Below are 26,029 nucleotides of genomic sequence, written 5' to 3'. Positions count from 1 at the left end.
CCGGCGCCGCGCGCTCATGCGGCGCGGCGCGGGGGCTTCAGCGGCCTTACAGGCCCAAGCGCTGCGCGATGGCGGCTTTGGTGGCGGGCAGTTCGGCCGGCAGGCGCAGGGCCAGTTGGGCGAACAGCTCGTCGTGCAGCTTCAACTCGGCGGCCCAGTCGGCCTTGTCGATGTGGGTCACCGTCTCGAAGTGCGCGTGCGTGAACGGCAGGCCGCCCCAGTGGATCTCGTCGTACTTGGGCGACACACCAAACGCGTTGTCGCTGCCCTCGACCTTGCCGTCCAGGCGGTCCAGCATCCAAGCCAGCACCCGCATGTTTTCCCCGTAGCCGGGCCAGACGAACTTGCCATCGGCGCCCTTGCGGAACCAGTTCACGCAGAAGATGGCCGGCGCCTGGGCGCCGAGTTGCGCGCCCATCTTCAGCCAGTGGGCGAAGTAGTCGCTCATGTTGTAGCCCATGAAGGGCAGCATGGCGAAGGGGTCACGGCGCACCACGCCCTGTTGCCCAAAGGCGGCGGCGGTGGTTTCGCTGCCCATGGTGGCGGCCATGTAGACGCCTTCCACCCAATTGCGGGCCTGGGTGACCAGCGGCACCGTGGTGCTGCGGCGGCCGCCGAAGATGAAGGCATCGATCACCACGCCCTCGGGGTTGTCCCATTCGGCGTCCAGCGCGGGGTTGTTGGTGGCGGCGATGGTGAAACGGGCGTTCGGGTGCGCCGCCTTGCGGCCGTCGACCTTGGCGTCGTGCGGCGTCCAGTCCTTGCCTTGCCAGTCGATCAGGTGCGCCGGGGCTTCCGCCGTCAGGCCTTCCCACCACACATCGCCGTCGTCGGTCAGGGCCACGTTGGTGAAGATGACGTCGCGGTCCAGCGAGGCCATGCAGTTCGGGTTGGTCAGCGTGTTGGTGCCTGGGGCCACGCCGAAGTAACCGGCCTCGGGGTTGATGGCGCGCAGGCGGCCATCGGCCCCCGGCTTGATCCAGGCGATGTCGTCGCCGATGGTGGTGACCTTCCAGCCCTCGAAGCCGGCGGGCGGGATCAGCATGGCGAAGTTGGTCTTGCCGCAGGCGCTGGGGAAGGCAGCGGCCACGTGGCGCTTGACGCCTTGCGGGTTGGTCACGCCCAGGATGAGCATGTGCTCGGCCAGCCAGCCTTGGTCCCGGCCCATGGTCGAGGCAATGCGCAGCGCGAAGCACTTCTTGCCCAGCAGCGCGTTGCCGCCGTAGCCCGAGCCGTAGCTCCAGATCTCGCGGGTTTCGGGATAGTGGACGATGTACTTGGTGCTCGGGTTGCAGGGCCAGGCGCTGTCGGCCTGGCCGGCTTGCAGCGGCGCGCCCACGGTGTGCACACAAGGCACGAAGTGGCCGTCGTCGCCCAGCACCTCGAGCGCGCCCTTGCCCATGCGGGTCATCAAGCGCATGTTCACGGCCACGTAAGCGCTGTCGCTCAGTTCCACGCCGATGTGCGCGATGGGCGACCCCAGCGGGCCCATGCTGAAGGGCACCACGTACATCGTGCGGCCCTTCATCGAACCCCTGAACAGAGCCTGGTCGCCCGTCTGCAGCAAGGCGCGCATCTCGTCGGGCGCCATCCAGTGGTTCGTGGGGCCGGCTTCGTCCTTCGTGCGGCTGCAGATGAAGGTGCGGTCTTCCACACGGGCCACGTCGCTGGGGTCGGAGCAAGCCAGGAAGCTGTTGGCGCGCTTGGCCGGGTTCAAGCGCTTGAAGGTGCCCTTGGCCACCAACTCATCGCACAGGCGGTCGTATTCGGCTTGCGAGCCGTCGCACCAGTACACCTCGGCGGCCTCGGTCAGGGCGGCGATTTCCGCCACCCAGGCAATCAGCCGAGCGTGCTTGACGTAGGCGGGAACGTTCAGGCGCAGGCCTTCCATCGTGGGAGCGTTCATCGGGCGGGTTCCATCAAAGTTACGAAAGCGGGATTGGGTGAAGGCCCGCCCAGCCGACCTTCACCCCATACCGCGTGGGAAGGTCGATTGTCGGCGGCCTGTAACCGCGATGTAACTCCCCGCGGACGCGGGGTTATGCGCTTGGCGCATGTGCCAATGTGCCCCCACCCTCGCGGACACTGGGGGCATGAAGCTGCTCAGCGTGAACCGGGCGACCAGCGCCCCCATCCCCACTTTGACGGGCGAACGGGTCTTCAGCGCCATCGGCAAGGGGGCGGTCGACGGGCCGGTGGCGCTCTCGGCCTTGGGGCTGGATGGCGACGAGCAGGCCGACCTGAGCGTGCATGGGGGCTTGAGCAAGGCGGTTTACGCCTACCCCAGCGAGCACTACCCGTTTTGGCAGACCGTCCGGGCCCAGGCTGGCGCGGCGGCCTGGGGCGAGACCCTGCCTTGGGGAGCGATGGGCGAAAACCTGAGCCTGAGCGGGCTGCTCGAAACCCAGGTGTGGCTGGGCGACCGCCTGTGTTTTGACGATGCCGAACTGGTGGTCAGCGAGCCGCGGCAGCCGTGCTTCAAGTTCAACGCCGTCATGGGCTTTGCACAGGCCGCGAAACTGATGGCTCAGAGCGGCTACTGCGGCTTCTACCTGGCGGTGAAGCGCCCCGGCCGTCTGCGCGCCGGGGCAGCGTTTCGTCTGGAGCCCGGGCCCCGGGAGGTATCCATCCCGGAGCTGTTCAGGCTGGCGATGCGGGGACGCTGATCGGGAGGCGGGCCCCGCCCGAGCTCAGAAGGTTTCCCAATCTCCATCGGCGGCCGGCGCTGGCGCTGGCGCCGGACTGGGGGCAGGTCGGGGCGTGCTGGCTGCGACCGCCGCCGGGGCCGACGTGGGCCTGGGCTTCTTCATGCCAGGTTTGAGGCCGGGTTTGGGCGCTGTTTTGGAGGCCGAGCTGGGCGTCATGGCTGGCGCCGGGGGCCTGTAGGCCATCATGCTGCTGCCGCCCGGCAGGCGGAAGGTGGACACCACCTCGGCCAGCTTTTGCGCTTGCTCGCGCAAGGAGTGGGCGGCCGCGGCCGACTCCTCCACCAGCGCGGCGTTTTGCTGCGTGGCTTGATCCAGTTGCACCACCGAGGTGTTGACGTTTCCGATGCCGCTGCTCTGCTCGCCCGCTGCGGCGCTGATCTCGCCAATGATGTCGGTCACGCGCTGCACAGCGGAGACGATCTCGCCCATGGTGGTGCCGGCGTCGGCTACCAGGCGCGTGCCGGCGTCCACGGACTCGACGCTCGCACCGATCAAGCTCTTGATCTCGCGCGCCGCCTCGGCGCTGCGCTGGGCCAGGTTGCGCACTTCGGCGGCCACCACGGCAAAGCCCCGGCCAGCCTCGCCAGCGCGGGCGGCTTCCACGGCCGCGTTCAGAGCCAAGATGTTGGTTTGGAAGGCGATGCCGTCGATGGTGCCGATGATGTCGCTGATGCGGCGGCTGGAGTGGTTGATCCGCTCCATGGTGCTGACGACCTCGCTCACCACGGCGCCGCCCCGCTCGGCCGTGGTGCTGGCGCTGCCGGCCAGTTGCGCCGCCGTGCGGGCCGAGTCGGCCGTTTGGTTCACGGTGGTGGTCAGGTCGTTCATGGCGCTGGCCGTTTGTTGCAGGCTGGCGGCGGTTTGCTCGGTGCGGTGGCTCAGGTCTTGGTTGCCGCTGGCCACCTCGGAGCTGGCGACCTGGATGCTGTCGGCCGCTTGACGCACATTGCCCACGATCTTCTGCAGCGAGCCTTGCATGTCCACCAGGGCCTGGGAGAGGGAGGCCGCTTCGTCGCTGCCGCGCACGCCCAGATCGCCGGTCAAATCGCCATCGCGCACGCGGCCGGCAAAGCGCTCGGCCGCTTGCAGGGGTTCCACGATGGAGGCCGAAACCGCACGGCCCAGCAGCACCATGGCCACCACGGCCAAGACGATGAGCGAGCTGCTCACCGTCAGCACGGTTTGGTAGCCAGCCTGGAACCGTCCTTGGATTTGCTGGGTTCGCTCGGCGACCAACTCGTTGGCCTTGGCCAGGATTTCGTCGGCCGTCACGAAGCCCTTTTGGCCCTCTTGGAGGGCGGCTTTGGCATCGGCGACCGTCTTCCCGTCCAACTGCGGCAGTTCCTTGGCGACGGCGTCGTGGTAGCTCACGAGCCCGGCTTTGGCGGTGGCCACGTCCTTGAGCACGGCGGGGTCGACGATGCGACGCTCCAGCTCCCCAAAGGCCTTGAGGGCCCGTTGGAAATGCCCTTCCCACTGGTCTGCATGCTTCTTGCGTTGCGCCGCATCGTCCACGGCGATGACCAAGTCCTTCTCGTAGCGCTGCAGGGCCATCAAGTCGAGCCGCAGTTGGCTGGCCCATTGGCCGCTCTGGGTCACGCGAAAGGTGTACTGCTGGAAGGCCTCGTTGTTCGAGCGGGCGGCGTACAAACCGAAGCCGCCGATCACCAAGATCATCAAGGCGAACAACACGTAAACGGCCAGCAAACGCTGACGGATGTTGAAGTTGCGCAGCATGGAGCGGTTCCAGGAAACTGAACCGCCCCACTCTAGCCATCAGGCAGGGCCCCGACACACTCGGGTTTCCGAGGGGCTCCGACCCCGTTTCAAACGCCCCGCGCGCGGTCGGCGTGGAACTGGGCCTTCCAAGCCGCGAAGCGCCCTTGGTCCAGCGCGTCGCGCATTTCCTGCATCAGGTTCAGGTAGTAGGCCAGGTTGTGGATGGTGGTCAGCATCGGGCCCAGCATCTCGCCACAGCGGTCGAGGTGATGCAGGTAGGCCCGGCTGAAGTTCGCGCAGGCGTGGCAGGCGCAGGTTTCGTCGATGGACCGCTCGTCCTCGCGATAGCGGGCGTTGCGCAGGCGCAGGTCGCCGAAGCGGGTGAACAGGTGGCCGTTGCGCGCGTTGCGGGTGGGCATGACGCAGTCGAACATGTCGATGCCGTTGGCCACGCCTTCCACCAAGTCCTCGGGCGTGCCCACGCCCATCAGGTAGCGCGGCTTGTTCGTGGGCAGCAAGGGTGCGGTGTGGGCCAGCACGCGCTGCATGTCGGCCTTGGGCTCCCCCACCGACAAGCCACCGATGGCGTAGCCGGGGAACTTCAAGTCCACCAGCCCGGCGGCCGATTCGTCGCGCAGCTTCTCGAACATGCCGCCCTGCACGATGCCAAACAAGGCATTGGGGTTCTCCAGCCGAGCGAATTCGTCCTGGCAGCGCTGGGCCCAACGCAGGCTCATGGCCATGCTGGCGCGGGCTTCTCGCTCGGTGGTCAGGCGGCCCTTGGTCTCGTAGGGCGTGCACTCGTCGAACTGCATGACGATGTCGCTGTTGAGCACCGTCTGGATCTGCATGCTGACCTCGGGCGTGAGGAACAGCTTGTCGCCGTTGATGGGGCTGGCGAACTTGACGCCCTCTTCGCTGATCTTGCGCATGGCGCCCAGGCTCCACACCTGGAAGCCGCCGCTGTCGGTCAGGATGGGCTTGTGCCAGTTCTCGAACTTGTGCAACCCCCCGAAGGTCTCCAGCACCTTCAAGCCCGGGCGCAGCCACAGGTGAAAGGTGTTGCCCAAGATGATCTGGGCCCCCATCTCGGTGAGGTCGCGCGGCATCACGCCCTTCACAGTGCCGTAGGTGCCCACCGGCATGAAGATGGGGGTCTCGACCACGCCGTGGTTGAGCTTCATGCGGCCACGGCGGGCGGCGCCTTCTTGGCGCAGGAGTTCGAACTGAAGCATCGGGCGATTGTCGCGGTGCTCTCCGTGCAAACGCTGATGCCGGCTTCGGTGCGTCGACGCAGACTGTCCGCATGGATTCGGCCTTCGCCACCCTTGGGCAACACAAGCGCAGGACTTGGGTCGGTCTGGCGTGCGCGCTGGCGATGCACGTTGCGCAGGCCGGCAGCGACTGCCCGCGGCTGCGGGCGGCCTTGCTGCCCGGGCCAGGTCTGTTCGAGCCTCGCGCCGACGGCTCAGCCGCTGGCATGGACGCAGAGGTGGCTCGCGAACTGAGCCACCGAACCGGCTGCCCACTCGACATCGAGCCCACCAACGTGACGCGCTTGTGGCGCTCGCTCGAGTCGGGCGCGGTGGACCTCACCTCGGGGGCGGTGTACAGCGAGGCGCGGGCCGCCCAGGCCGATTTCCTCGTGTTGACCCGGTTGAGGGGCTTGGCACTGACGAGCCGCGCCTTGGCCGAGTACGTGCCCGACCGCGAGGCGTTCGCGCAGCGCACAGAACTCCGGCTGGGCGTCATCGCTCAAGCCCGCCGGCCGGCCTCCGTGCAGGCCTGGATCGATCGCCTGAAAGCGCAGGGCCGCGTCAGCGAATCGGGGGACTTGACGGGTCTGTTGAAAGCGTACGCAGCAGGCCGGGTGGCCGCTGTCTGGATCCCGCCCGAGGTTTTGGTGGGGCGGACCGATGCCTGGCTGCACCAGCAGCGCCTGCTCGATTGGTTCCCCGACGAGTCATTCATGGTCGGCTGGGCCGTGTCCAAGCGCGTCCCTGACCCCGTCCGGCGATCCCTGCGGTCCGCCGCTGAAGCTGCGCATCGAGACGGCACCCTGGCTCGCATGGTTCAGCATCATTTGGGGCCCATCGTTTCGCGGCATGTCGCGGTGGTTGCGGTGCCGGCGACCGTGGTTGTCAACCCCACGGACCCCACCCGCTGACCGCTCGTTGGTCCTCGCTGGCCCCGCCGTGGACACCCTGCGCGCGCCAGCGCACGCCGAGACGCTGATCAAAAAGAGCCGATTCATCGCCTGCGTGGAGCCCTGCGCCGGCCGCCCCGAGGCCCTGGCCCGGGTGGACGAGCTGCGCGCCGAGCATCCGCAGGCCGCGCACGTCTGTTGGGCGTTGCTGGCAGGCGGTCAGAGCGCGGCCAACGACGACGGCGAGCCCAGCGGCACGGCGGGGCGGCCCATGCTGGACGTGTTGCGTCACCAGGGTCTGGAAGGCGTGCTGGCCACCGTGGTGCGCTACTTCGGGGGCGTGAAGTTGGGGGCTGGTGGCTTGGTGCGCGCTTACACCGACGCCGTGGCGCAGGCCTTGATCGACGCCCCACGCACCCGCCTCCAGCGCTGGGAGATCTTGCGCTGCACCTTCCCCTACCCGCAAGAAGGCCTGGTCCGCCGCATGGCCCAGCAGGCCGGGGCCGAGCTGCTCGCCGCCCAACACGGCGCGCAAGTGACCCTGCAACTTCGTCTGCCGGCCGATGGCGCCCGGGCGCTGGCGTCCGCGTTGGACGAAGCCTGCCAAGGCCGGATTGGGTGGCTGCCGCCCGACCCCGCCACCTAAACTTGCGGGTTCTCCCGCAGTCCCACCCTTCATTCAGCGAGCGACCGTGTCGGCCACCATCCAGCAATCCATTCCCGTCGGCCAGCGCGTCGGCATCGCGTTCTCGGGCGGCCTGGACACCAGCGCTGCCGTGCATTGGATGCGCGGCAAGGGCGCCGTGCCCTGCGCCTACACGGCCAACCTGGGCCAGCCGGACGAGAGCGACTACGAGGACATCCCGCGCAAGGCCAAGGCGTACGGGGCCGAGATCGCCCGGCTGATCGACTGCCGGGCGCAGCTGGCGGCGGAGGGGCTGGCGGCGCTGCAGAGCGGGGCCTTCCACATCAGCACTGGCGGTGCCACCTACTTCAACACCACGCCCTTGGGCCGCGCGGTGACCGGCACGGCCCTGGTGGTGGCCATGCGCGAAGACGGCGTGAACGTCTGGGGCGATGGCAGCACCTACAAGGGCAACGACATCGAGCGCTTCTACCGCTACGGCCTGCTGGCCAACCCGGCGCTCAAGATCTACAAGCCCTGGTTGGACCAGACCTTCATCGACGAGCTGGGCGGCCGCAAAGAGATGAGCGAGTACCTCATCGCCCACGGCTTTGACTACAAGATGTCGGTCGAGAAGGCCTACAGCACCGACAGCAACATGCTGGGCGCCACGCACGAGGCCAAGGACCTGGAGTTCCTCAACGCCGGCCTGCACATCGTCAAGCCCATCATGGGCGTGGCCTTCTGGCGCGACGACGTCGAGGTCCAGCGCGAAACCGTGACCGTGCGCTTTGAAGAAGGCGTGCCCGTGGCCTTGAACGGGCGCGAGTTCCCCAGTCTGGTCGAGTTGTTCCTGGAGGCCAACGCCATCGGCGGCCGGCACGGCCTGGGCATGTGCGACCAGATCGAGAACCGCATCATCGAAGCCAAGAGCCGCGGCATCTACGAGGCCCCGGGCATGGCGCTGCTGCACATCGCCTACGAGCGCCTGGTGACCGGCATCCACAACGAAGACACCATCGAGCAGTACCGCATCAACGGCCGCAAGCTCGGCCGCTTGCTCTACCAAGGGCGGTGGTTTGACCCGCAATGCCTGATGCTGCGCGAAACCGCCCAGCGCTGGGTGGCGCGCGCCATCACCGGCGAGGTGACGCTGGAGCTGCGCCGCGGCAACGACTACAGCCTCCTCAACACCGAGAGCCCCAACCTGACCTACGCGCCCGAGCGGCTGAGCATGGAGAAGGTGGAGGACGCCGCCTTCACGCCGGCCGACCGGATCGGCCAGCTGACGATGCGCAACCTCGACATCGCCGACACGCGCGACAAGCTGGGCGTGTACAGCCGCGCCGGCCTGCTGGGCCGCGATTCGGGCGGCAGCCTGCCCCTGCTGACGGGCGGCGAGGGCTGATCAGCCCCGGCGCGTCAGCAGCATCGAGTCGCCGTAGCTGAAGAAGCGGTAGCGCCCCGCCACCGCGTGGCGGTACAGCGCCATGATGTGCGCGTGCCCGGCCAGCGCGCTGACGAGCATCATCAGCGTGCTCTTGGGGAGGTGGAAGTTCGTGATCAGTGCGTCCACCACCTGGAAGTCGAAGCCGGGGGTGATGAAGATCTCGGTCTCGGCAGCGCCGGCCTGCAAGCGGCCACCGCGGCCGGCCGATTCGAGGGCGCGCAAGGTGGTGGTGCCCACGGCCACCACGCGGCCGCCGCGCTCGCGGCAGGCCTGGATGGCGTCCACCGTGGCCTGAGGCACGTTGAACCACTCGCTGTGCATCTGGTGCTCGGCGATGTTCTCGACGCGCACCGGCTGGAAGGTGCCGGCCCCGACGTGCAGGGTGACGTTGGCTCGCGGGCAGGGCAGCGCAGCCAGCACCGCTTCGTCGAAGTGCAGCGCCGCCGTGGGTGCGGCCACGGCACCGGGGTTCTGAGCGAACACGGTCTGGTAGCGGCGCGCGTCGTCGGCGCTGTCTTCGTGCTCGATGTAAGGCGGCAGCGGCACGTGGCCGTGGGCGTCCAACAAGGCCAGCGGATCGGACGGGAATCGCAGGTGGAACAGGCTGTTTTCGGGGCCGCAGCGGCCGAGCACCTCGGCGTCGAAGGCTTGCGCGAACCGCACTCGGCTGCCGGGCTTGGGGCTCTTGCTGGCGCGCAGGTGGGCCCAGACCTCGTGCGTGCCGGGCAGCAGGCGCTCGATCAAGGCCTCGACGCTGCCGCCCGTGGCCTTCACGCCATGCAGCCGGGCCTTGATGACTTGGGTGTCGTTGAACACCAGCAGGTCGCGGGGATCGAGCAGGGTGGGCAGGTCGCGAAAGACCCGGTCCACCGGCGGCCACTGGCGGCCATCGAGCAGGCGCGAGGCGCTGCGCTCGGCCGTGGGGTGCTGGGCGATGAGCTCGGGCGGCAGCTCGTAGTCGAAGTCGGACAGGGTGAGGGCAGGCGCTGACATCCCGCCATTGTCAAAGCCCGCTCAAACCCTTACTGGATGCGGCGAACCCAGTAGGTCAGGATTTCGACGCGCGGCCGCAGGTCGGTGCTGCTGTAGGCGTACACGGGGGTGACGTTGATCGCGTCCACCACCGGCAGGCCCGAGATGACGCGCCCGAACACGGCATAGCCGCGCTGCGTGGCCGTGGAATCGAGCGCGGTGTTGTCGCGCACGTTGATGAACCACTGCGAGGTGGCGGTGTTGGGGTCGGTGCGCCGCGCCATGGCGATGGTGCCGCGCAGGTTACTCAGGCCGTTGTTGTCTTCCAGCAGCACGGGGCTGTAGAGCGCCGCCTTGGGCACCATGCCGCTGGTGTAGCCGCCGCCCTGGAAGACGAAATCGCGGTCCACGCGATGCACCAGGGTGCCGGTGTAGTACCCCGTGCTGACGTAAGCCAAGAAATTGTTGACGGTCGCCGGGCTGAAGGTGTCGTAGAGCTCGATGACCATCTCGCCGCTGCTGGTCAGCATGCACACCACCGGCCAGCGGCTGGTGGCGGCGGCGGCCAAGCCCGCGGTGCTGCAGCTCAGCGTGGGCGGGTTGGGGCTGGGGTTGGGCTGCGGAACCGGGTTGGGGCTGGTGCCGCCATCGCCCACGATCACCGTGGCCCCGCCGCCGCAGGCGGTGAGCAGGGCCAGCGTGCAGGTGGCGAGAGCGAGTCGGAGGGTGCGCGTCATGGGGAGCGGAGGGCAGGGTGCCGTGAAGCGGCGAGGAGGCAGCAACGCCGCGGGCCGCCTTGGCGTTGACCTCCACCCCAGCTGGCCCTCGTTGCCGAGGCCGGAGCCTTCAAAGCCCCGCCAACAACGCCGCGTTGCCGCCCGCCGCCGCCGTGTTCACGGTCAGCGTTTGCTCCGCCGCGAAGCGGTAGACCTGCTGCGGCTGCGCGGCCTCGTCGGGCGTCACCAAGGGCACGATGGCGCCTTGGCGGGCGGCCAGGGCGTTGAGCAGCGCGGCCTGCTGGGCTGCATCCGCACCGGCCACGAAGGCGGCGTCCAGCGCGGCGGTGCGGGCCCAGTCGGCCCATTGCGCCGGGGCGTGTTCCTGGCAGACCAGGGCTTCGGCTTGTTCGGCGCCGTGACCGCCGCGCAGCTGCTGGCGCAGCGCGCAGGCCGCGCCCAGGGCCGAGGCCTCGCCCACCAGGGTGACCTGGTTGCCGGCCAGCAAGGCCAGGGCCACGGCCGGGCGCCAGGCCCAGGCGTCGCCCGCGCCCACAAAGCCCACCACGTGGCCGCGCGGGTGCAGGCGCAGCTCGTTGCGCTCGCCGGTGGGGCCGGGCAGCGCGCGGGTCAGCAGGCGCGGTGCGGCCTGGGCCAACAGGCCGGCTTGGTCGGGCAGCGCGGCTTGCAGGCTGCGCAGGCGCTGGGCCAGCGCATCGGGCAGGGCGGAGGGCGCGCTGGCGCGGCCGGGCACGGTGGCCGGCTGCACGAAGCGCCACAGGTAGTTGGGGCCGCCGGCCTTGGGGCCGGTGCCGCTCAGGCCCTCGCCGCCGAAGGGCTGCACGCCCACCACCGCGCCAATGATGTTGCGGTTGACGTAGACGTTGCCGATGCGCGCGGCGTCGGCCAGCTTGTCGGCGCGGCTGTCGATGCGGGTTTGGATGCCCATGGTCAGGCCGTAGCCCAGGCCGTTGACCTTCTCGACCACGGCCTCGGGGTCGCCGCCCCAGCGCACGATGTGCAGCACGGGGCCGAAGAGCTCGGTCTTCAGGCTGTCGATGCTGGGCACCTCGAAGGCCACGGGGGCCAGCAGGTTGGGCACGGCGGGGTCGTGCAGCGTGCCTTCGGCCAAGAGCTTGGCCTCGCGCTTGAGGCGCTCGACCTGCGAAGCGATGCCTTGGTGCGCCTCGGCGTCGATCAGCGGGCCGACGTCGGTTTCCAGCTTGCTCGGGTCGCCCACGCGCAGCTCGGCCAAGGCGCCCTTGATCATCTCGATCACGCCGTCGGCGATGCCTTCGTGCACGGCCAGCAGGCGCAGGGCCGAGCAGCGCTGGCCGGCGCTGCGGAAGGCGCTCTGCACCACGGCGTCCACCACCTGCTCGGGCAGGGCGGTGCTGTCCACCACCATGGCGTTCAGGCCGCCGGTTTCGGCGATCAGCACCTTGTTGGCGCCCGTCGAAGCCAAGGTCTTCTGGATGATCTTGGCGACCTGCGTGCTGCCGGTGAAGCACACGCCGGCGGTGGCCGGGTGCGCGACGAGTGCGGCGCCCACGGTCTCGCCAGTGCCGTTCAGCAGCTGCAGCGCGTCGGCTGGCACGCCGGCCTGGTGCAGCAGGGCCACGCAGGCCTGGGCCACGGCGGGGGTTTGCTCGGCGGGCTTGGCGGCCACGGTGTTGCCCGCCACCAGCGCGGCCACCACCTGGCCGGCAAAGATGGCCAGCGGGAAGTTCCAGGGCGAGATGGCGACGAACACGCCGCGGCCCTGCATGGCGCGGTCGCCCGCAGCCTCGGCCTCGTCGGCGTAGTAGCGCAGGAAGTCCACGGCCTCGCGCACCTCGGCGATGCAATCGGCCAGGGTCTTGTGCGCTTCCTTCACCAGCAGGCCGCAGAAGAAGGGCAGCTGGGCGTCCATCACGTCGGCCGCGCGGCGCAGGATGGCGGCGCGCTGCGACACGGGCTTGGTGGACCAGGCCGCGAAGCCGCCTTGCAAGCGGGCCATGGCGGCGGCCACCTCGTCCGGCGTGGCCACGGGCACGCTGGGCACCACGGTGGCGGCAACGGCGGCCACCAGGGGCGCGCGCTGGCTGGGGGCGGCCAGGTCGGCGCCGGTGCTGTTGGCGCGGGTCTCGCCCGCGGCCTTGTACAGGTCGACCGGCAGGGGCAGCAGTGGCGCGGGGCGCACACCTTCCAGCGGGCAGCCCAGCAGCTCGGGCACGGCCACGCTGGGGTCGGCCAGCTGGTGCACGAAGCTGCTGTTGGCGCCGTTCTCGAGCAGGCGGCGCACGAGGTAGGCCAGCAGGTCGCGGTGCTCGCCCACCGGGGCGTACACGCGGCAGGGGATGCGGCCGTCCTTCAGCACCTCGCGGTAGATGCCCTCGCCCATGCCATGCAGGCGCTGCATCTCGAAAGGCGCTTGGTGAGCGCGGGCCATGCGCACGATGGCGGCGATGGTGCCGGCGTTGTGGCTGGCGAACTGCGGGTAGATGACCTCGCGGTGGCGGATCAGGGCCTGCGCGCAGGCCAGGTAGCTCACGTCGGTGTGGGCCTTGTGCGTGAACACCGGGTAATGCGGCAACCCCAGCTCTTGCGCGCGCTTGACCTCGCCGTCCCAGTAAGCACCCTTGACCAGGCGCACCATGAACTTCAGGCCCAGGCGGCGGGCGATCGCCGCGACCTCGTCGACCACGGCGCGGGCGCGGGTTTGGTAGGCCTGCACGGCCAGGCCGAAGCCTTGCCACTGCGGGTGGGCCTTGGCGATGTGCTGGGCCAGGGCCTCGAACACGTCCAGGCTCAGTTCCAGGCGGTCGACCTCTTCGGCGTCGATCGTCAGGTTCATGTTGGCGCTTGCTGCGGCGTCCACCAGGCCTTGCACGCGGGGCACCAGGGTGTCGAACACGCGCTCGCGCTGCAGCACCTCGTAGCGGGTGAACAGGGCGCTGAGCTTGATGGAGATGCCGTCGCCCGCCATGGGGCTGCTGGCGCGGCCGCGCGCGGCGATGCGCGCGATGGCGTTGCGGTAGCTGGCCAGGTAACGCTCGGCGTCGTGCTCGGTGCGCGCGCCCTCGCCCAGCATGTCGTAGCTGAAGGTCAGTTGCGGCTGCGACTTGCGCGCCGAGGCGGCCTCGTTCTGCGCCTCGTCGATGCTGCGGCCCAGCACGAACTGGCGGCCCAGCAGCTGGATGGCGCGCACCGTGGCGCCCACCACCGTCTTGCTGCCCAGGCGGCCCATCAGGCCGGTGCTTTCATCGCCCGGCAGGAACTTCTTGCTCAGGCCGATGGCGGCTGCGCTCAAAGACGACAGCACCTTGTGCGGGCCGTCGCCGGCGCCGTCGAAGTCGGCGCGGCCCAGCTGGTCGGCCGTCAGCGCGATGGCGGTTTCGGCGTCGGGCACGCGCAGCAGGGCCTCGGCCAAGCGCATCAGGGCCAGGCCCTCGGGGCGGGTGATGGGGTACTCGCGCAGCAGGCTTTCCATGGCCCAGAAGGCGGGCGGGTTGTCGCGCACCTGGCGCACCCAGGGGCCGGCCTCGTCGATGACGGCCGGCCAATCGGCCTGGGCCCCGCCCAATTCGGCCACCAGGGCCGCCACGCAGGCGTTTTCGTCGCGGTAGGGTTCGGGCAGGCGTTGCTGTTCGGGCAGGCTCATGATGCGGGCTCCACAGTGGATTCCAAGACTTTAGGCGCGTTGAGTCCGAAAAGTTTTCGGACAATGCAGGCATCTACCGAACAGATGGCGACCCATGGACCAAGACCACGACCTGCCCGAGGGCCTCGACCGCATCGACCTGCGCATCCTGCGCGTCCTGCAAGACGACGCCCGCATCACCCACCAAAAGCTGGCCGAGGCCGTGCACCTGAGTGCCAGCAGCGTGCACGAGCGCGTCAAGCGCCTGCAGCGCGACGGCTTCATCCTGGGCTACCGCGCCCAGCTCAACCCCGACAAGCTCGGCGCGGCGTTGATGGTCTTCGTCGAGGTGCTGCTGGACCGCACCGTGCACGACGTGATGGACACCTTCAAGGCCGCGGTGCAGGCCCGGCCCGAGATTTTGGAATGCCACCTCGTGGCCGGCGGCTTCGACTACCTGCTCAAAACCCGCGTGGCCGACATGGCCGCCTACCGCCACTTCATCGGCAGCGGCATTTGGAGCCTGCCCGGCGTGCGCGAGACGCGCACCTACGTGGTGATGGAGGAGGTGAAGTGCGCGGTGGGGGTGATGGTGTGAGCGCCACCGCTCACCACGACCGCGACAATGCCCCCACGATGACCGACACCCCACGCATGCCCCCGCAAGCTCGCCCGGACGAGCGGCCCGACGAAGACCCCAAGCACCGCGCCGAGCCCGCTTGGGACCTGACGCCCATGGACGCGGCCAGCCCCGCCCCGGCACCTGCGGCGCCCGCCGCAACCCCTGCGGCCCCCGCCAACCCCAACATGGTGTTCTGCCGGGCTTGCGGCCACACCCTCCACATCACCGCCCCCACCTGCCCGAAATGCGGCGCCCCGCAGCGCCTGGCTGCCCCGGCGTCCACCGCGGGCCTCAAGAGCAAGGTCACGGCCGGTTTGTTGGCCATCCTCATCGGGGGCTTTGGCGTGCACCGCTTCTACCTGGGGCAGTGGTGGGGCTTGTTCTACCTGTTGTTCGTGTGGACGGGCATTCCGGGCTTGGTGTCCTTCATCGAAGGCATCGTCTTCCTGGCCAGCGACCAAGCCCGGTGGGACGAGCGCCACAACCAGGGCCGCTCCTCGGTGGGCACCGGCGGCGGGGCGGTGGTGGTGGCCGTGGTGGCGGTGTTCGTGGGCATCGCCATGATCGGCATCTTGGCCGCCATCGCCGTTCCGGCGTACCACGACTACACCCAGCGCGCCAAGTCCGCCAGCGCCTACAGCCAACTGACCTTGGCTGGCAGCGCCGTGGCCGACTTCATCGACACGGAGCAACGCCTGCCCGCCACGCTGGACGAAGCCGGCTACCGCGACGCCCCTTCGAACGGCGTGCGCGAGCTCGCGATCGACCCCAACACGGCGGTGCTCACGGCTTGGCTGGACGGCACGCCCGAGCGAGGGCTTCGCTTCGTGCCCTCGCGGGAGGTCGGTGGTGCCATCGAGTGGCAGTGCGAGGCGATCGGCCTGCGCGAGCAGCAGGTGCCCAAGGCCTGCCGCTGATAGCGAGGTTCAGCGCAGGGCCAGGCCCGCGCGCTCCCAGCGCGGCGTCCAGGCTTGGGGGTCGACCGACACCAAGAGCCGCGACACCCGACCGACCAGCAAGCGCCGTGGCACCGGGCCGAACACGCGCGAGTCGGCGCTGTGGTCGCGGTTGTCGCCCAGCAAGAAATACGCGTCGGGGCCCAAGGTCAGCGGCGCCATTTCTTGCAGCGGCCCGTGCACCGGCAAGCGCTGCACGGCGTGCCGCGCTCCCTGCGGCAACGCCTCGTCGGCCCGCCAAGCCGGCAAGGGCCCCAGGGGCGAGGCCTCGTCGCTTGCCGCTCCACCGCCATGCAGGGGCACGGGTGCGCCGTTGAGCCACAGCGCCCCGTCCACCACCGCCACCGTGTCGCCCGGCAAGGCCACCAAGCGCTTGAGCAGGCGCGTGCCGTCCGCCGGACTGAAGGCCACCACGATGTCGCCCCGCTGCGGCTCGGCGTGGCGATGGAGGTCGATGGACGTGAAGGGCAAGCGCCAGTCGTAGGCCCGCTTGTCCACCAGCACCACGTCGCCCTCCAACACCGTGGGCCGCATGCTGCCGGTGGGCACCGGGTTCCAGTCGGCCAGGGCGCCGCGCATCACGCCCAGGCCAAGCAAAAAGATCAAGAAGCCGCGCTGTTCGCGCAGCCAGGGTCGCCAGTTGAGGTGCATGGGGGAGCTCCATCCGCTTGTGAAACCCAGCGCGCCCTCAGCCGACCGGACGCTGGCGCAGATAGCTCCAGCCAGCGCCGACAGCAGCGCCATGCAGCCCCAGCAGCGCACCGAGGATACCAAGGCTCGCGCCCATCGCGGCAGGGTGTGCTTGGCTGAGTGCGCCTGAAACCCCAAAAGCAAGGCCGGCCGAGAGGCCCAGAGCCCCTGCTGCGAGCCCAAGGAGCGTTCCAACACGAGGCATTTCCAGTCCTTTCTGCGCCCAGTGGGGCGCGTGGCGTCCGGTGGCGCCCAATGCGTCGGGCCTTGGGCTTGGCAGCGAGTGTGCTTGTGACGGGATGTCAGCGTGTCGGGTGCGCGATGAACAGCGGATTGGCGCGAACGACTGGCGGATCAGGCTGGCAAGTGGTCGCGTTGGGTGGGGTCGCGTTGGTTGGGGTCGCTCAAGCGAGCCGTCACAACGCGCCGCCACTTCCGTCCCCTGCCGGATCGCCCGGCTCGCGTCCAACTCGCCCGGCTCCATCGCCCCACCGATGAGCTGCACCCGCGCCCCGGCGGCCTTCAGCCGGGCCCGCCCCGCGCCACCGCCACCAGCAGCAACAGCCCCATCGCAGCGGAGGCCAAACCGATCGGGCGCAGGTGCGGCAGCGCCCGGGGCACCGACCAAGCGGCAAAGCGCTGGTGCCAGCGCCAGGGCAGCACGGCGAGGCCCACCGTCGTGACACTCAGCACCCCCGCCGCGCCGGCCAAAGCCTCGGGCCAGGGGCTGTACGCGGACCAGCGCCACAAGGCCCAGGCCAGCAGCAGCCGCAAGGTCAACTCCAGCGCGTGACGCGCCGGTGTGGTCGCGAAGCCCAGCAGGTAGCGCGCCGCCCCAGCTGGCCGCACCCAGGCCAGGGTGCCGAGTGTCAGCAGGTAAACGCCAGCCAGCACCAAGAGGGCGCCGGCCAAGGGGTCCAACAGATCAAGCATGGGGCGAACCGACGGTTGATGGGCGAGTTTCAGCCAGCAGGGGGCAGCACGTCGATGCCAGGATCGGGAAAGCTCGTGTGCGAGACCCTCGTCTGGCGCTTGTCCGATGCCACGTCTTCGTGTTCGCCCCAGGTCAGCAAGCAGGTGGCGCCGGGGCCATGGACGAGCGCTGCAGATTGACCTGGGCAAAGCCTGTCAACCACGACACGCTGTTCGTGCCGCCAGGGACGCCGCTTGACGATCATCGCGGCGCTCCGTGGGTTGGAAACGTGGCGAGCTTGGCCCTGCAAGGTCTGCGACCGAATCGCCAAGCGGAGGCTGGCGGAACGGAGCACACGAATGGCACAAGCAGCCCCAGATCAGCAGCTGGCGCCGCCCCCCCAGCCCCAGGGCTTCCAGGCACCGGCTGTGCGCTTGACCACGTTGATGTGGCTCGTTTCGTAAGCCGACGTGTTGACGAACAGCTCGTCGACGCCGTCATCGTCCAGATCGGCGCTGGCCAACACCTCGGAGGTTTCGGGCGCTCCGTCGGAGTCGTTGGCGCCCCCCAGGTTGAATGTGTCCCAGGTCAACACCCATTCGCCGCCGTCGCCGGGTTCCGCAACCAGCAGCACCGCGACGCTGGCGCCTTCCCAGTGGACGACGCTGTCGATGACCAGTGCCCGTCCTTCGCCGTTGGCGAGTTGGGCCGAACGAACCCGGGCCTCCGACAGGATCTCTGCCATGCGGCGGGTGCTGAGCTCCGGCTTTACGAGCACGCGTCGGGCCAGCAGGCCCAGTCCCACACGACGTTCTTCCGGGTTGGCTTCGCGCCAGCCGGCATCGCGCCCGGCGATCGGCTGCGTGGACATGACGTCATGCCAACCCCCCTTCACCGTGGGCGGGATCTCGCAGCCATAGCTCGACCCCGCCTCAACGCGCTCAACACGGCTTTCCAAAGGCTCTTGCCCCTGCCCGTAGTTCCAGAGCGGGTCGCCGAGCTTGAGCAGCGCCTCATTCAAAACCACCTGGTTGCCGTCATCGATGAAGAGGGCTGGCGCCGCTTCGCCCTCGTCCGTCGCGGCTGGCAGCGTCAAGACATGCAGGCCCCTGAAGAAGACGAAGTTCCATGGCTTGCCAGTCGCCCCGCTGGGCTCAGACGCGGCGCTCATGGACGCCACCCCAGCCATTGCCACCCAGCAAAGCAGGCGGCCAAGTGCGGCCCTCCGGGCCGAGGTCATCGAGTGGCGCCGCAGGTTGGCGATCCTCACAACGCCGCCGCCACTTCCGTCCCCTGCCGGATCGCCCGCTTCGCGTCCAACTCGCCCGCTTCCATCGCCCCACCGATCAGTTGCACCCGCACGCCCGCCGCTTGCAGCGGCGCTTGCAGCTCGCGCAGCGGCTCTTGGCCGGCGCACAGCACGATGGTGTCGGCCTCGATGAGCTGGCCGTCCTGGCGCTTCTCGCCCCAGGTGACGAACAGGCCCTCGGGGGTGATGCGCTCGTAGTTGGCGCTGCCCAGCATCTCGACCTTCATCATCTTGAGCATGGCGCGGTGGATCCAGCCCGTGGTCTTGCCCAGGCCCGCGCCCGGCTTGCCGGCCTTGCGCTGCAGCAGGGTGATCTGGCGGCGCGGCGCGCCGGGCTGCGGCGGCACGAAGCCGCCAGGGGTGGCGGCCGGGTCGCCCACGCCCCAGTGGCGCTGCCAGGCGGCGGGGTCCAGGGTCAGGCTGTGGCCGGCTTCGAGCAGGTACTCGGCCACGTCGAAGCCGATGCCACCGGCGCCCACGATGACCACCTTCTGGCCCACGGGCTTGAGGCCCTTGAGCACGTCGATGTAGCCCAGCACCTTGTGCGCCACGGCGGGGTCGTCCTGGCCGGGGATGCGCGGGTTGCGCGGCGTCACGCCCGTGGCCAGCAGCACTTCGTCGAAGCCTTTGAGGTCGTCGGCGCTGACGCGGGTGTTGAGCTTGAGCGTCACGCCGGTGCGCTCGATGCGTTTGCTGAAGTAGCGGATCGTTTCGTGGAACTCTTCCTTGCCCGGAATCTGCTTGGCCAGGTTGAACTGGCCGCCGATTTCGCTGCTGGCATCGAACAGGGTGACGGCGTGGCCGCGCTCGGCGGCGGTGGTGGCGGCCGCCAAGCCCGCGGGCCCCGCACCCACCACGGCCACCTTTTTCTTCGCCGGCACGGGGGTGATGCGCAGCAGGGTTTCGTGCGCGGCGCGGGGGTTCACCAGGCAGCTGGCGATCTGGTTCTTGAAGGTGTGGTCCAGGCAAGCCTGGTTGCAGGCGATGCAGGTGTTGATCTCGTCGGCGCGGCCTTCGCGCGCCTTTTTGACGAACTCGGCGTCGGCCAAAAAGGGCCGGGCCATGCTGACCATGTCGGCCGAGCCTTCGGCCAGCACGCTCTCGGCCACGTCGGGCATGTTGATGCGGTTGCTGGTGATGACGGGGATGTTGAGCCCTTCGGCGCGCAGGCCGTCGCGCAGCTTCTTGGTCACCCAAGCGAAGCCGGCGCGCGGCACGCTGGTGGCGATGGTGGGCACGCGGGCCTCGTGCCAGCCGATGCCGCTGTTCAAGATGGTGGCGCCGGCCTTGGTGATGGCACGGGCCAGCTGCATCACCTCGTCCCAGGTCTGGCCGTTGGGGATCAGGTCCAGCAGGCTGATGCGGTAGATGACGATGAAGTCGGGGCCCACGGCCTCGCGGATGCGGCGCACGATCTCCACCGGCAGGCGCATGCGGTTCTCGTACGAGCCGCCCCAGGGGTCGGTGCGCTGGTTGGTGTGCTGGCAGAGGAACTCGTTGATGAAGTAGCCCTCGCTGCCCATCACCTCCACGCCGTCGTAGCCGGCCTCACGGGCCAGCACGGCGCAGCGCACGAAGGCGCGGATCTGGCGCTCGATGCCGCGCTCGCTCAGGCCAAAGGGCTTGAAGGGCGTGATGGGCGACTGGATGCGCGATGGCGCCACGCTGAACGGGTGGTAGGCATAGCGGCCGGCGTGCAGGATCTGCAGCGCGATCTTGCCGCCCTCGGCGTGCACGGCGTTCGTGATCACTTTGTGGCGCGCGGCGGCGCCCGAGGTGCTGAGCGTGCCGGCAAAGGGCTTGACCCAACCGGCCACATTGGGCGCGAAGCCGCCGGTGACGATGAGGCCCACCTCGCCGCGCGCGCGCTCGGCGAAGTAGGCGGCCGCGCGCTCGAAGTGCTTGCGCCCGTCTTCCAGGCCCGTGTGCATGGAGCCCATGAGCACGCGGTTGCGCAGGGTGGTGAAGCCCAGGTCCAAGGGCTGCAGCAGGTGGGGGTAGGGCGTGCTCATGGTTCGTCTCCGATCGGGGTGGCCGATTGTGCTGAGACCGCGGGTCGTCGGCGGCCTGCGGATTGGGGTGGCCACTCCGCTGCGGGCTCGGGCTTTCCCTCGGTTACAACCCCTGTCCATGCAATCCACCCGCTTCGGTGCTTGGCTGGCGCCGGGCGCCTTCATCCTCATCTGGTCCAGCGGCTACCTGGCCGCCAAGGCCGCGGCGCCGCACGCCGACCCGCTGACCTTCCTGAGCGTGCGCTACGCCGGCGTGGTGCTGCTCATGCTCACCCTGGCCCTGCTGGCCCGCGCACCCTGGCCCAACCGCCGCCAAGCCGCGTGGCTGGCCCTCACCGGGCTGGGCATCCAGGCCATCTACCTGGGCGGCGTGTGGGTTGCCATCCGCGAGGGCATGAGCGCCGGCGTGGCCGCGCTCATCGTGAACTTGCAGCCGGTGCTGGTGGCCGCGTTGGCGCCCTGGGTGCACGAGCGCGTGAGCCCGCGCCAGTGGGCCGGTGTGGCCCTGGGGCTGCTGGGCGTGGTGCTGGTGCTGGCGCCCAAGCTGGCTGGGGCGCAGTTGCACTGGGGGCCGGTGGCCTTGTGCGTGGGCGCGCTGGCGGGCATCACCGCCGGCACGCTGCTGCAAAAGCGTCACGTGCCGCACTTCGACCTGCGCACCGGGCAGGTGATCCAGTTCGCCGCCTCGCTCGCCTTCACCCTGCCGCTGGCTTGGGTGTTCGAGCCCATGCGCATCGACTGGAACGCGTCATCCTTGGGGGCGATGGCCTGGTCCATCGTGGTGCTGACGGGCATCGGCATCAGCCTGATGTTCTGGATGCTGCGCCACGGCCGCGCGACGGCGGTGACCAGCACCATGTACCTGGTGCCCAGCGTCACGGCGCTGATGGCCTGGGCGATGTTCGGCGAGCGGCTCACGGCGCTGGCCGTGCTGGGCATGGCCGTGACCTTGGTGGGGGTGGGGCTGGTGGTGCGGCCCGCCCCTGCGCCTGCCGGGGCTCTTGAGAGACCCTGAGAATGCAGCGCATGAGCCTCACCCGACGCAACGCTTTGTGGGCCACCGCACCCTGGTCGATGGCCCTGGGAACCGTGGGCGCGACCCCGCCCCCGCCCCAGCCGCCCGCCCGCTGGGACGGCGAATGGCCGAACGAAACCTTCCCCTCGGGCGGCGAGACGCGGCGCTACCGACTGCTGGTGCCGCGCACCCTGGCCCGGTCCCGTGGCCTGCCCCTGGTCATCGCCCTGCACGGCATGGGGCGGGACAGCAAGGACAGCTTCCCGATGGCCAGCGGGCTGAGCAACGCCGCCGCGAGGCACGAATTCGCGGTGGCCTACCTGCAGGCCCGGCGCAGCGGCTGGGGCCAGCAAGGGGCCGACCTGGACGCCGACCTCGAGGCCCTGGACGCCTTGTTGGCCGCGATCAAGGAGCGCATGCCTGTGGACGAGCAGCGCCTGCACCTGCTGGGTTTCAGCAGCGGCGCACGGCTGGCCCTGCGGGCGGCGGCGGCCCGTCCGGGGCGTTATGCCTCGGTCGTGGTGCACTCGACGCTCATGCCCGTGCCGGCCCCGACCACGCGCATGCCGCCGCAAATCTGGGTGCACGGCGACGCCGACCGACTCAGCCCCATCGCCCCGGTGCAGCGGGCGGTGGCCGCTGCGCTCAAGGCGCGTCAGCGCGTGGAGTTGATCGCCGTGCCCGGCCTGGGCCACCAATGGGCGCGCGAGGCCAACTTGCACACCAAGCTCTGGACCTTCATGGCCTTGCAGGCCTTGGGCCGCCGCGACTGAGGAGAAGCCGACCGTGCACGGCGAGATGCCCCTCATCGCCACCTTGGCCGCTGCCTTCGGGCTGGCCCTGGCCCTGGGGCTCCTGGCCGTCAAGCTGCGCCTGCCGGCGCTGGTGGGCTACTTGCTGGCGGGCGTGATCATCGGCCCGCACACGCCGGGCTTCGTCGGCGACGTGCACCTGGCGCAGCAATTGGCCGAAGTGGGGGTCATGCTGCTGATGTTTGGCGTGGGGCTGCATTTTTCGTTGGCCGACCTGCTGGCCGTGCGGCGCGTGGCCTTGCCGGGCGCCGTGGTGCAGATGGGCGCCGCCACCGCCATGGGCGCCGGTTTGGCCCTGTGGTGGGGCTGGGGCATGGCCGCGGCCTTGGTGTTTGGGCTGGCGCTCTCGGTGGCCAGCACGGTGGTGCTGCTGCGGGCGCTGGAGAGCCGCGAGCTGCTGCACAGCGGCAATGGCCGCATCGCCGTGGGCTGGTTGGTGGTGGAAGACCTGGCCATGGTGCTGGCCCTGGTCATGCTGCCCGTGCTGGCCCAGCGTGAAGGCGGCGGCTGGCAGGCCGTGGCGGGCTCCATGCTGACCACCTTGTTGGCCGTGGCGGGTTTCGTGGCCGTCATGCTGCTGGCCGGGCGGCGCTTGCTGCCTTGGTTGCTGTGGCAGGTCAACCGCACCGGCTCGCGCGAGCTGTTCACCTTGTCCACCGTGGCGGCGGCCATCGGGCTGGCGGTGGGCGCGGCTTCGCTGTTCGGGGTCAGCGTGGCCCTGGGCGCCTTCTTCGCCGGCTTGGTGCTGCGGGAATCCGCCTTCAGCGAACGCGCCGCCCACGAAAGCCTGCCCTTGCGCGACGCCTTCGCCGTGCTGTTTTTCGTGGCCGTGGGCATGCTGTTCGACCCGAGCGTGCTGTGGGAGCAGCCGCTGCAGGTGCTGGGCACGGTGGGCATCATCCTGATCGGCAAGTCGGTGGCCGCGGCCGTGTTGGTGCTGTTGCTGCGCTACCCGCTCAACACCGCACTCACCGTGGCCGTCAGCTTGGCGCAGATCGGCGAGTTCTCCTTCATCTTGATGGGCTTGGCCCTCAGCTTGGGCCTGGTGCCCCCCGCGGCCAGCAGCCTGGTGGTGGCTGGCGCCATCGTGTCCATCGCGCTCAATCCGCTGCTGTTTGGCCTGGTCGAGCCGCTGCGGCGCTGGGCGCTGAAGCGGTCGGGCCTGGCCCGGCAGTGGGAGCAGCGCGACGACCCGCTGGCCGTACTGCCCGACACCACGTCCAGCGCGCACCTGAGCGATCAAGTCGTGCTGGTAGGCCATGGTGACCTGGGGCAGGCCGTGCTCGCCGCCTTGGGCGATCGCCCCGTGGTGGTCATCGACCGCGACCGCAGCGTGGTCGAAGCCCTTCGGTCACAAGGCCGCGCCGCCGTGCTCGGCGACGCGGTCGAAGCCATGACCCTCATCCAAGCCCACATCGCCCGCGCTGCCTGGATGGTGGTGGGCATCAGCGACGTGCGCGGCGTGCCGCCCATGCTCGACCTGGCCCGCCAGCTCAACCCCCACCTGCGCTGCGCCGTGCTGGCCCACACCGCCGAGGAAGAAGGCTGGCTGCGCGAAGCCGGTGTGAGCCACGTGCTGCGCTCGCAATCGGCCCTGGCCCAAGCCCTGGCTGGGGTGGTGCAGCGGCCGGACGAGAAGCCGGGGGCTTGAGGCCACGCTACCGTCGCTGGCTCACTCAGGGCCAACGCCTCACCATCCAACTGGTGGCCCCCAAACTCCCGTCGGCCTGCTGCGCGTAGTCGGGCATGACCCCGCAGCGCTGCCACCCTCGTCGGGCATAGAGCCGTTCGGCGGGGCTGTCGGTGTGGGTGTCCAGCACCAGCAGGCGCTTGCCCAGGCGCTGGGCTTGGGTTTCGGCGGCGTCCATGAGGGCGTTGGCCAGGCCCAGGCGGCGGGCGTGGGGGGCGACCATGAGCTTGGCGATGTCGGCGCGGTGTGTGCCGTTTTCGGGCTGGGCCACGATCAAGCTCACCGTGCCGACGAGCTCGCCCGCGTGTTCGGCGCCCCACCAGTGGCGTTCGCCGCGCGCGACGCCCTCGGCCACGCCCTGCCAAAACCGACGCGCCGCCTCCTGGCTGGGGGCCTGCACCCAGCCGATGCTGGCACCGGCGGCCACGCAGGCCACCAAGGTGCGAGCCAGTTGCTCGAGCTCGTCGGGGGTGGGGCGCGCCAAGGCTCGGATGCAGTTCATCGCGCCCCCGGCACGGTCAGGGCGAGCAGGTAGCGAGCGGGGGTGGTCCCCAAGGCTTCGAAGCGACTGGCGCCGTGCACGCGGTAGCTCAGGCTGTCGCCCGCGCGGAGTTCCTGCGCCTGGCCTTCCAAGGTGAGGCGCAGGCGGCCGGCTTGCATCAACAGGTGTTGCTCCAGGCCGACCACGGGCGGGCGGTCGTAGTCGAGGGCACTGCCGCTGGCGAGGTGGATTTCCACCAGCTCTGTGGCGAAACCGGCCAAGGGCGGGCAGCGCAGGTGGCGCGTCAAACCGCTGTCGGCGTCGGTCCACTGGGGCTGGTCGGCGGCGCGCAGCAAACGCATGGGCGCCGATTCGACCTCGGCCAGCAAGCGGCTCAAGGTGAGCCCGTAAGCGGCGCACAGGCGGTTCAGCACGCCAGCACCCGCGCTGCTTTCCCCCCGTTCCAGCCGGCTGAGCGTGGCCCGGCTCACGCCGGTTTGCGCGGCCAGTTCGTCCAGGGACCACCCGGCTGCGGTGCGCAAATCGGCCAGGCGCTGCGCCAGTCGTGTTTCAAGGGGGTCGTTGACATCTCTCATGTCTGAGATGATCCGACCGAAATAGAGAAAAGTCCAGGTCCATGCGCCGATCGCCTGCCTCCACCGTGCTGCCGCTCCTGGCCGGGCTGGCCGTCATCCTCGTCTGGGGTTTGAACTTTCCTTTGCAAAAGGCCATCCTGGGCCAAGTCAGCCCGGTGGCCAATGTGGCGGTGCGCTACCTGATCGTGCCGGTGTGCGCCGTGCTGCTGCTGCTGTGGCGCTACGGCCGGCATTGGCCCCGACTGACGCGGGCCGACGGCTGGCAACTGGCCCGGCTGGCGCTGGTGGGGCAGGCCTTGCACCTGCTGTGCGCGGCCATCGGCATGGCCACGTCCACCGCTTTCAGCGCCAGCGTGCTGCTGGCCTGCGGTCCGGTGTTCACCTTGCTCATCTTGCGGGCCTCGGGCCTGGAGGCGCTGAGCGCGCGGCAGTGGCTGGGCGTGGCGGTGGCGGCGTTGGGGGCCTTGGCGTTCACGGGCGACAAGCTTTTGGCCTGGCAGTGGCAGGCCAGCGGGGGCGACGCGATGCTGCTGGTAGCGGCTGCGCTGTTCAGCGCGTACACGGTGGCCAGCAAGCCGCTGATCGAGCGCCACGGCGGCGTGTTGGTGCTGGGCTATGGCACGCTGGCTTGCACCTTGCCGGTGCTGTTGCTCACCAGCCCTGTGTTGTGGGCGCTCGATTGGGCGGCGGTGCCCCATTGGGTGTGGTGGGGGCAGTTGTGGCAGGTGGCCGGTGGCGGGTTTTTGGGTTGGCTGGCTTGGGGGTGGGCCAACGAGCATCGCGGTGTGGCGCGCACCGCGCCGCTGATTTACCTGATGCCGGTGGTGGCCGGCCTCAGTGCCTGGGCGTTCACGGCCGAGTCGTTCACCTGGGCCAAGGTGTTAGCGGCGGGGGTGATCTTGCTTGGGGTGGCGGTGGCGCAGTTCGGGGCTCGGGCGCCGCGGGTGCCCGACGCCATCGGCGACTGACGATCCG

At 69.8% G+C, this 26,029-nt stretch carries 22 protein-coding genes; 10 read left to right on the top strand and 12 right to left on the bottom strand.

Features of this window, described 5'->3' with window-relative positions; all coding sequences use genetic code 11:
* Positions 1 to 46: 46 nt before the first annotated feature.
* Complete coding sequence (locus tag O9335_RS09175; RefSeq protein WP_298386926.1) at positions 47 to 1,906, bottom strand: phosphoenolpyruvate carboxykinase (GTP); 1,860 nt, start codon at positions 1,904 to 1,906, stop codon at positions 47 to 49.
* Positions 1,907 to 2,093: 187 nt separating this feature from the next.
* Here O9335_RS09175 and O9335_RS09170 point away from each other — a divergent pair, with 187 nt between their 5' ends.
* Positions 2,094 to 2,666, top strand: coding sequence for an MOSC domain-containing protein (locus O9335_RS09170; RefSeq protein WP_298386923.1), 573 nt, complete (start codon positions 2,094 to 2,096; stop codon positions 2,664 to 2,666).
* A 24-nt stretch (positions 2,667 to 2,690) separates the two neighbouring features.
* On the opposite strand, the gene O9335_RS09165 is transcribed toward O9335_RS09170, so the two are convergent.
* Entirely contained in the window at positions 2,691 to 4,445 is a 1,755-nt protein-coding gene (locus tag O9335_RS09165; protein WP_298386920.1) for a methyl-accepting chemotaxis protein, read from the bottom strand.
* Positions 4,446 to 4,534: 89 nt separating this feature from the next.
* Entirely contained in the window at positions 4,535 to 5,662 is a 1,128-nt protein-coding gene (gene tgt / locus O9335_RS09160) for a tRNA guanosine(34) transglycosylase Tgt (RefSeq protein WP_298386916.1), read from the bottom strand.
* A 71-nt stretch (positions 5,663 to 5,733) separates the two neighbouring features.
* On the opposite strand from tgt, the gene O9335_RS09155 reads away from it, so the two are divergent.
* From O9335_RS09155 to argG, 3 genes are read left to right on the top strand one after another with little or no spacing between them, the layout of a single operon-like run.
* Positions 5,734 to 6,594, top strand: a complete 861-nt coding sequence (locus tag O9335_RS09155) for an ABC transporter substrate-binding protein (RefSeq protein WP_298386914.1) — start codon at positions 5,734 to 5,736, stop codon at positions 6,592 to 6,594.
* Positions 6,595 to 6,622: 28 nt separating this feature from the next.
* Positions 6,623 to 7,219, top strand: coding sequence for a YigZ family protein (locus O9335_RS09150; protein WP_298386910.1), 597 nt, complete (start codon positions 6,623 to 6,625; stop codon positions 7,217 to 7,219).
* Between the two features lie 46 nt (positions 7,220 to 7,265).
* Entirely contained in the window at positions 7,266 to 8,606 is a 1,341-nt protein-coding gene (gene argG / locus O9335_RS09145; RefSeq protein WP_298386907.1) for an argininosuccinate synthase, read from the top strand.
* Here argG and queA read toward each other — a convergent pair whose 3' ends face one another.
* From queA to O9335_RS09130, 3 genes are all read right to left on the bottom strand, one after another.
* Complete coding sequence (gene queA / locus O9335_RS09140) at positions 8,607 to 9,641, bottom strand: tRNA preQ1(34) S-adenosylmethionine ribosyltransferase-isomerase QueA (RefSeq protein WP_298386905.1); 1,035 nt, start codon at positions 9,639 to 9,641, stop codon at positions 8,607 to 8,609.
* A gap of 29 nt (positions 9,642 to 9,670) precedes the next feature.
* A complete protein-coding gene (locus O9335_RS09135) occupies positions 9,671 to 10,357 on the bottom strand; it encodes a peptidylprolyl isomerase (RefSeq protein WP_298386902.1) in 687 nt (228 codons plus the stop codon).
* A gap of 109 nt (positions 10,358 to 10,466) precedes the next feature.
* On the bottom strand, positions 10,467 to 13,979 hold the full coding sequence (locus tag O9335_RS09130) for an L-glutamate gamma-semialdehyde dehydrogenase (RefSeq protein WP_298386899.1): 3,513 nt from the start codon (positions 13,977 to 13,979) through the stop codon (positions 10,467 to 10,469).
* Between the two features lie 94 nt (positions 13,980 to 14,073).
* Between O9335_RS09130 and O9335_RS09125 the strand changes: the two genes are divergently transcribed.
* Both O9335_RS09125 and O9335_RS09120 read left to right on the top strand, forming a co-directional pair.
* Positions 14,074 to 14,556, top strand: a complete 483-nt coding sequence (locus O9335_RS09125; RefSeq protein ID WP_298386896.1) for an Lrp/AsnC ligand binding domain-containing protein — start codon at positions 14,074 to 14,076, stop codon at positions 14,554 to 14,556.
* 38 nt (positions 14,557 to 14,594) lie between these two features.
* On the top strand, positions 14,595 to 15,497 hold the full coding sequence (locus tag O9335_RS09120; protein WP_298386891.1) for an NINE protein: 903 nt from the start codon (positions 14,595 to 14,597) through the stop codon (positions 15,495 to 15,497).
* 9 nt (positions 15,498 to 15,506) lie between these two features.
* Here the strand turns inward: O9335_RS09120 and lepB are convergent, their stop codons facing one another.
* The 4 genes from lepB to O9335_RS09100 form a co-directional block, all read right to left on the bottom strand.
* Positions 15,507 to 16,187: a signal peptidase I gene (lepB, locus tag O9335_RS09115; RefSeq protein WP_298386888.1), complete on the bottom strand. Its 681-nt coding sequence runs from the start codon at positions 16,185 to 16,187 to the stop codon at positions 15,507 to 15,509.
* 561 nt (positions 16,188 to 16,748) lie between these two features.
* On the bottom strand, positions 16,749 to 17,159 hold the full coding sequence (locus O9335_RS09110; protein ID WP_298386885.1) for a hypothetical protein: 411 nt from the start codon (positions 17,157 to 17,159) through the stop codon (positions 16,749 to 16,751).
* 359 nt (positions 17,160 to 17,518) lie between these two features.
* On the bottom strand, positions 17,519 to 18,235 hold the full coding sequence (locus tag O9335_RS09105) for a hypothetical protein (protein ID WP_298386883.1): 717 nt from the start codon (positions 18,233 to 18,235) through the stop codon (positions 17,519 to 17,521).
* 170 nt (positions 18,236 to 18,405) lie between these two features.
* Entirely contained in the window at positions 18,406 to 20,460 is a 2,055-nt protein-coding gene (locus O9335_RS09100; RefSeq protein WP_298386880.1) for an NADPH-dependent 2,4-dienoyl-CoA reductase, read from the bottom strand.
* A 118-nt stretch (positions 20,461 to 20,578) separates the two neighbouring features.
* Between O9335_RS09100 and O9335_RS09095 the strand changes: the two genes are divergently transcribed.
* Genes O9335_RS09095 through O9335_RS09085 form a run of 3 tightly spaced genes read left to right on the top strand, consistent with a single transcriptional unit; the run spans position 20,579 to position 23,938 of the window.
* The gene (locus O9335_RS09095) at positions 20,579 to 21,475 is read left to right on the top strand and encodes a DMT family transporter (protein ID WP_298386877.1); all 897 of its coding nucleotides are present in this window, start codon (positions 20,579 to 20,581) and stop codon (positions 21,473 to 21,475) included.
* A gap of 11 nt (positions 21,476 to 21,486) precedes the next feature.
* Positions 21,487 to 22,248 (top strand): alpha/beta fold hydrolase, encoded by a 762-nt coding sequence (locus tag O9335_RS09090; protein WP_298386874.1) that lies wholly within the window; start codon positions 21,487 to 21,489, stop codon positions 22,246 to 22,248.
* A gap of 25 nt (positions 22,249 to 22,273) precedes the next feature.
* Positions 22,274 to 23,938 (top strand): cation:proton antiporter, encoded by a 1,665-nt coding sequence (locus tag O9335_RS09085; RefSeq protein ID WP_298386966.1) that lies wholly within the window; start codon positions 22,274 to 22,276, stop codon positions 23,936 to 23,938.
* A 25-nt stretch (positions 23,939 to 23,963) separates the two neighbouring features.
* Here the strand turns inward: O9335_RS09085 and O9335_RS09080 are convergent, their stop codons facing one another.
* Both O9335_RS09080 and O9335_RS09075 read right to left on the bottom strand, forming a co-directional pair.
* Positions 23,964 to 24,479: a GNAT family N-acetyltransferase gene (locus tag O9335_RS09080; protein ID WP_298386871.1), complete on the bottom strand. Its 516-nt coding sequence runs from the start codon at positions 24,477 to 24,479 to the stop codon at positions 23,964 to 23,966.
* Entirely contained in the window at positions 24,476 to 25,054 is a 579-nt protein-coding gene (locus O9335_RS09075; RefSeq protein WP_298386869.1) for an XRE family transcriptional regulator, read from the bottom strand. The genes O9335_RS09080 and O9335_RS09075 overlap by 4 nt, the downstream gene beginning before the upstream one ends.
* Positions 25,055 to 25,095: 41 nt before the next feature.
* On the opposite strand from O9335_RS09075, the gene O9335_RS09070 reads away from it, so the two are divergent.
* Positions 25,096 to 26,022 (top strand): DMT family transporter, encoded by a 927-nt coding sequence (locus O9335_RS09070; RefSeq protein WP_298386866.1) that lies wholly within the window; start codon positions 25,096 to 25,098, stop codon positions 26,020 to 26,022.
* Positions 26,023 to 26,029: the final 7 nt, after the last annotated feature.

It is taken from the genome of Inhella sp. (assembly GCF_027532025.1).
Classification (GTDB): Bacteria; Pseudomonadota; Gammaproteobacteria; order Burkholderiales; family Burkholderiaceae_C; genus Inhella.
Note: the sequence above shows the minus strand (reverse complement) of the source record. Positions and strands in the feature narration are given on the sequence as shown.

Coding starts and splice junctions, on each gene's coding strand:
- O9335_RS09175 (WP_298386926.1), bottom strand. CDS start 1,906: ATGAACGCTCCCACGATGGAAGGCCTGCGCCTGAACGTTCCCGCCTAC.
- O9335_RS09170 (WP_298386923.1), top strand. CDS start 2,094: ATGAAGCTGCTCAGCGTGAACCGGGCGACCAGCGCCCCCATCCCCACT.
- O9335_RS09165 (WP_298386920.1), bottom strand. CDS start 4,445: ATGCTGCGCAACTTCAACATCCGTCAGCGTTTGCTGGCCGTTTACGTG.
- tgt (WP_298386916.1), bottom strand. CDS start 5,662: ATGCTTCAGTTCGAACTCCTGCGCCAAGAAGGCGCCGCCCGCCGTGGC.
- O9335_RS09155 (WP_298386914.1), top strand. CDS start 5,734: ATGGATTCGGCCTTCGCCACCCTTGGGCAACACAAGCGCAGGACTTGG.
- queA (WP_298386905.1), bottom strand. CDS start 9,641: ATGTCAGCGCCTGCCCTCACCCTGTCCGACTTCGACTACGAGCTGCCG.
- O9335_RS09135 (WP_298386902.1), bottom strand. CDS start 10,357: ATGACGCGCACCCTCCGACTCGCTCTCGCCACCTGCACGCTGGCCCTG.
- O9335_RS09130 (WP_298386899.1), bottom strand. CDS start 13,979: ATGAGCCTGCCCGAACAGCAACGCCTGCCCGAACCCTACCGCGACGAA.
- O9335_RS09125 (WP_298386896.1), top strand. CDS start 14,074: ATGGACCAAGACCACGACCTGCCCGAGGGCCTCGACCGCATCGACCTG.
- O9335_RS09120 (WP_298386891.1), top strand. CDS start 14,595: ATGACCGACACCCCACGCATGCCCCCGCAAGCTCGCCCGGACGAGCGG.
- lepB (WP_298386888.1), bottom strand. CDS start 16,187: ATGCACCTCAACTGGCGACCCTGGCTGCGCGAACAGCGCGGCTTCTTG.
- O9335_RS09110 (WP_298386885.1), bottom strand. CDS start 17,159: ATGCTTGATCTGTTGGACCCCTTGGCCGGCGCCCTCTTGGTGCTGGCT.
- O9335_RS09100 (WP_298386880.1), bottom strand. CDS start 20,460: ATGAGCACGCCCTACCCCCACCTGCTGCAGCCCTTGGACCTGGGCTTC.
- O9335_RS09095 (WP_298386877.1), top strand. CDS start 20,579: ATGCAATCCACCCGCTTCGGTGCTTGGCTGGCGCCGGGCGCCTTCATC.
- O9335_RS09090 (WP_298386874.1), top strand. CDS start 21,487: ATGAGCCTCACCCGACGCAACGCTTTGTGGGCCACCGCACCCTGGTCG.
- O9335_RS09085 (WP_298386966.1), top strand. CDS start 22,274: ATGCCCCTCATCGCCACCTTGGCCGCTGCCTTCGGGCTGGCCCTGGCC.
- O9335_RS09080 (WP_298386871.1), bottom strand. CDS start 24,479: ATGAACTGCATCCGAGCCTTGGCGCGCCCCACCCCCGACGAGCTCGAG.
- O9335_RS09075 (WP_298386869.1), bottom strand. CDS start 25,054: ATGAGAGATGTCAACGACCCCCTTGAAACACGACTGGCGCAGCGCCTG.
- O9335_RS09070 (WP_298386866.1), top strand. CDS start 25,096: ATGCGCCGATCGCCTGCCTCCACCGTGCTGCCGCTCCTGGCCGGGCTG.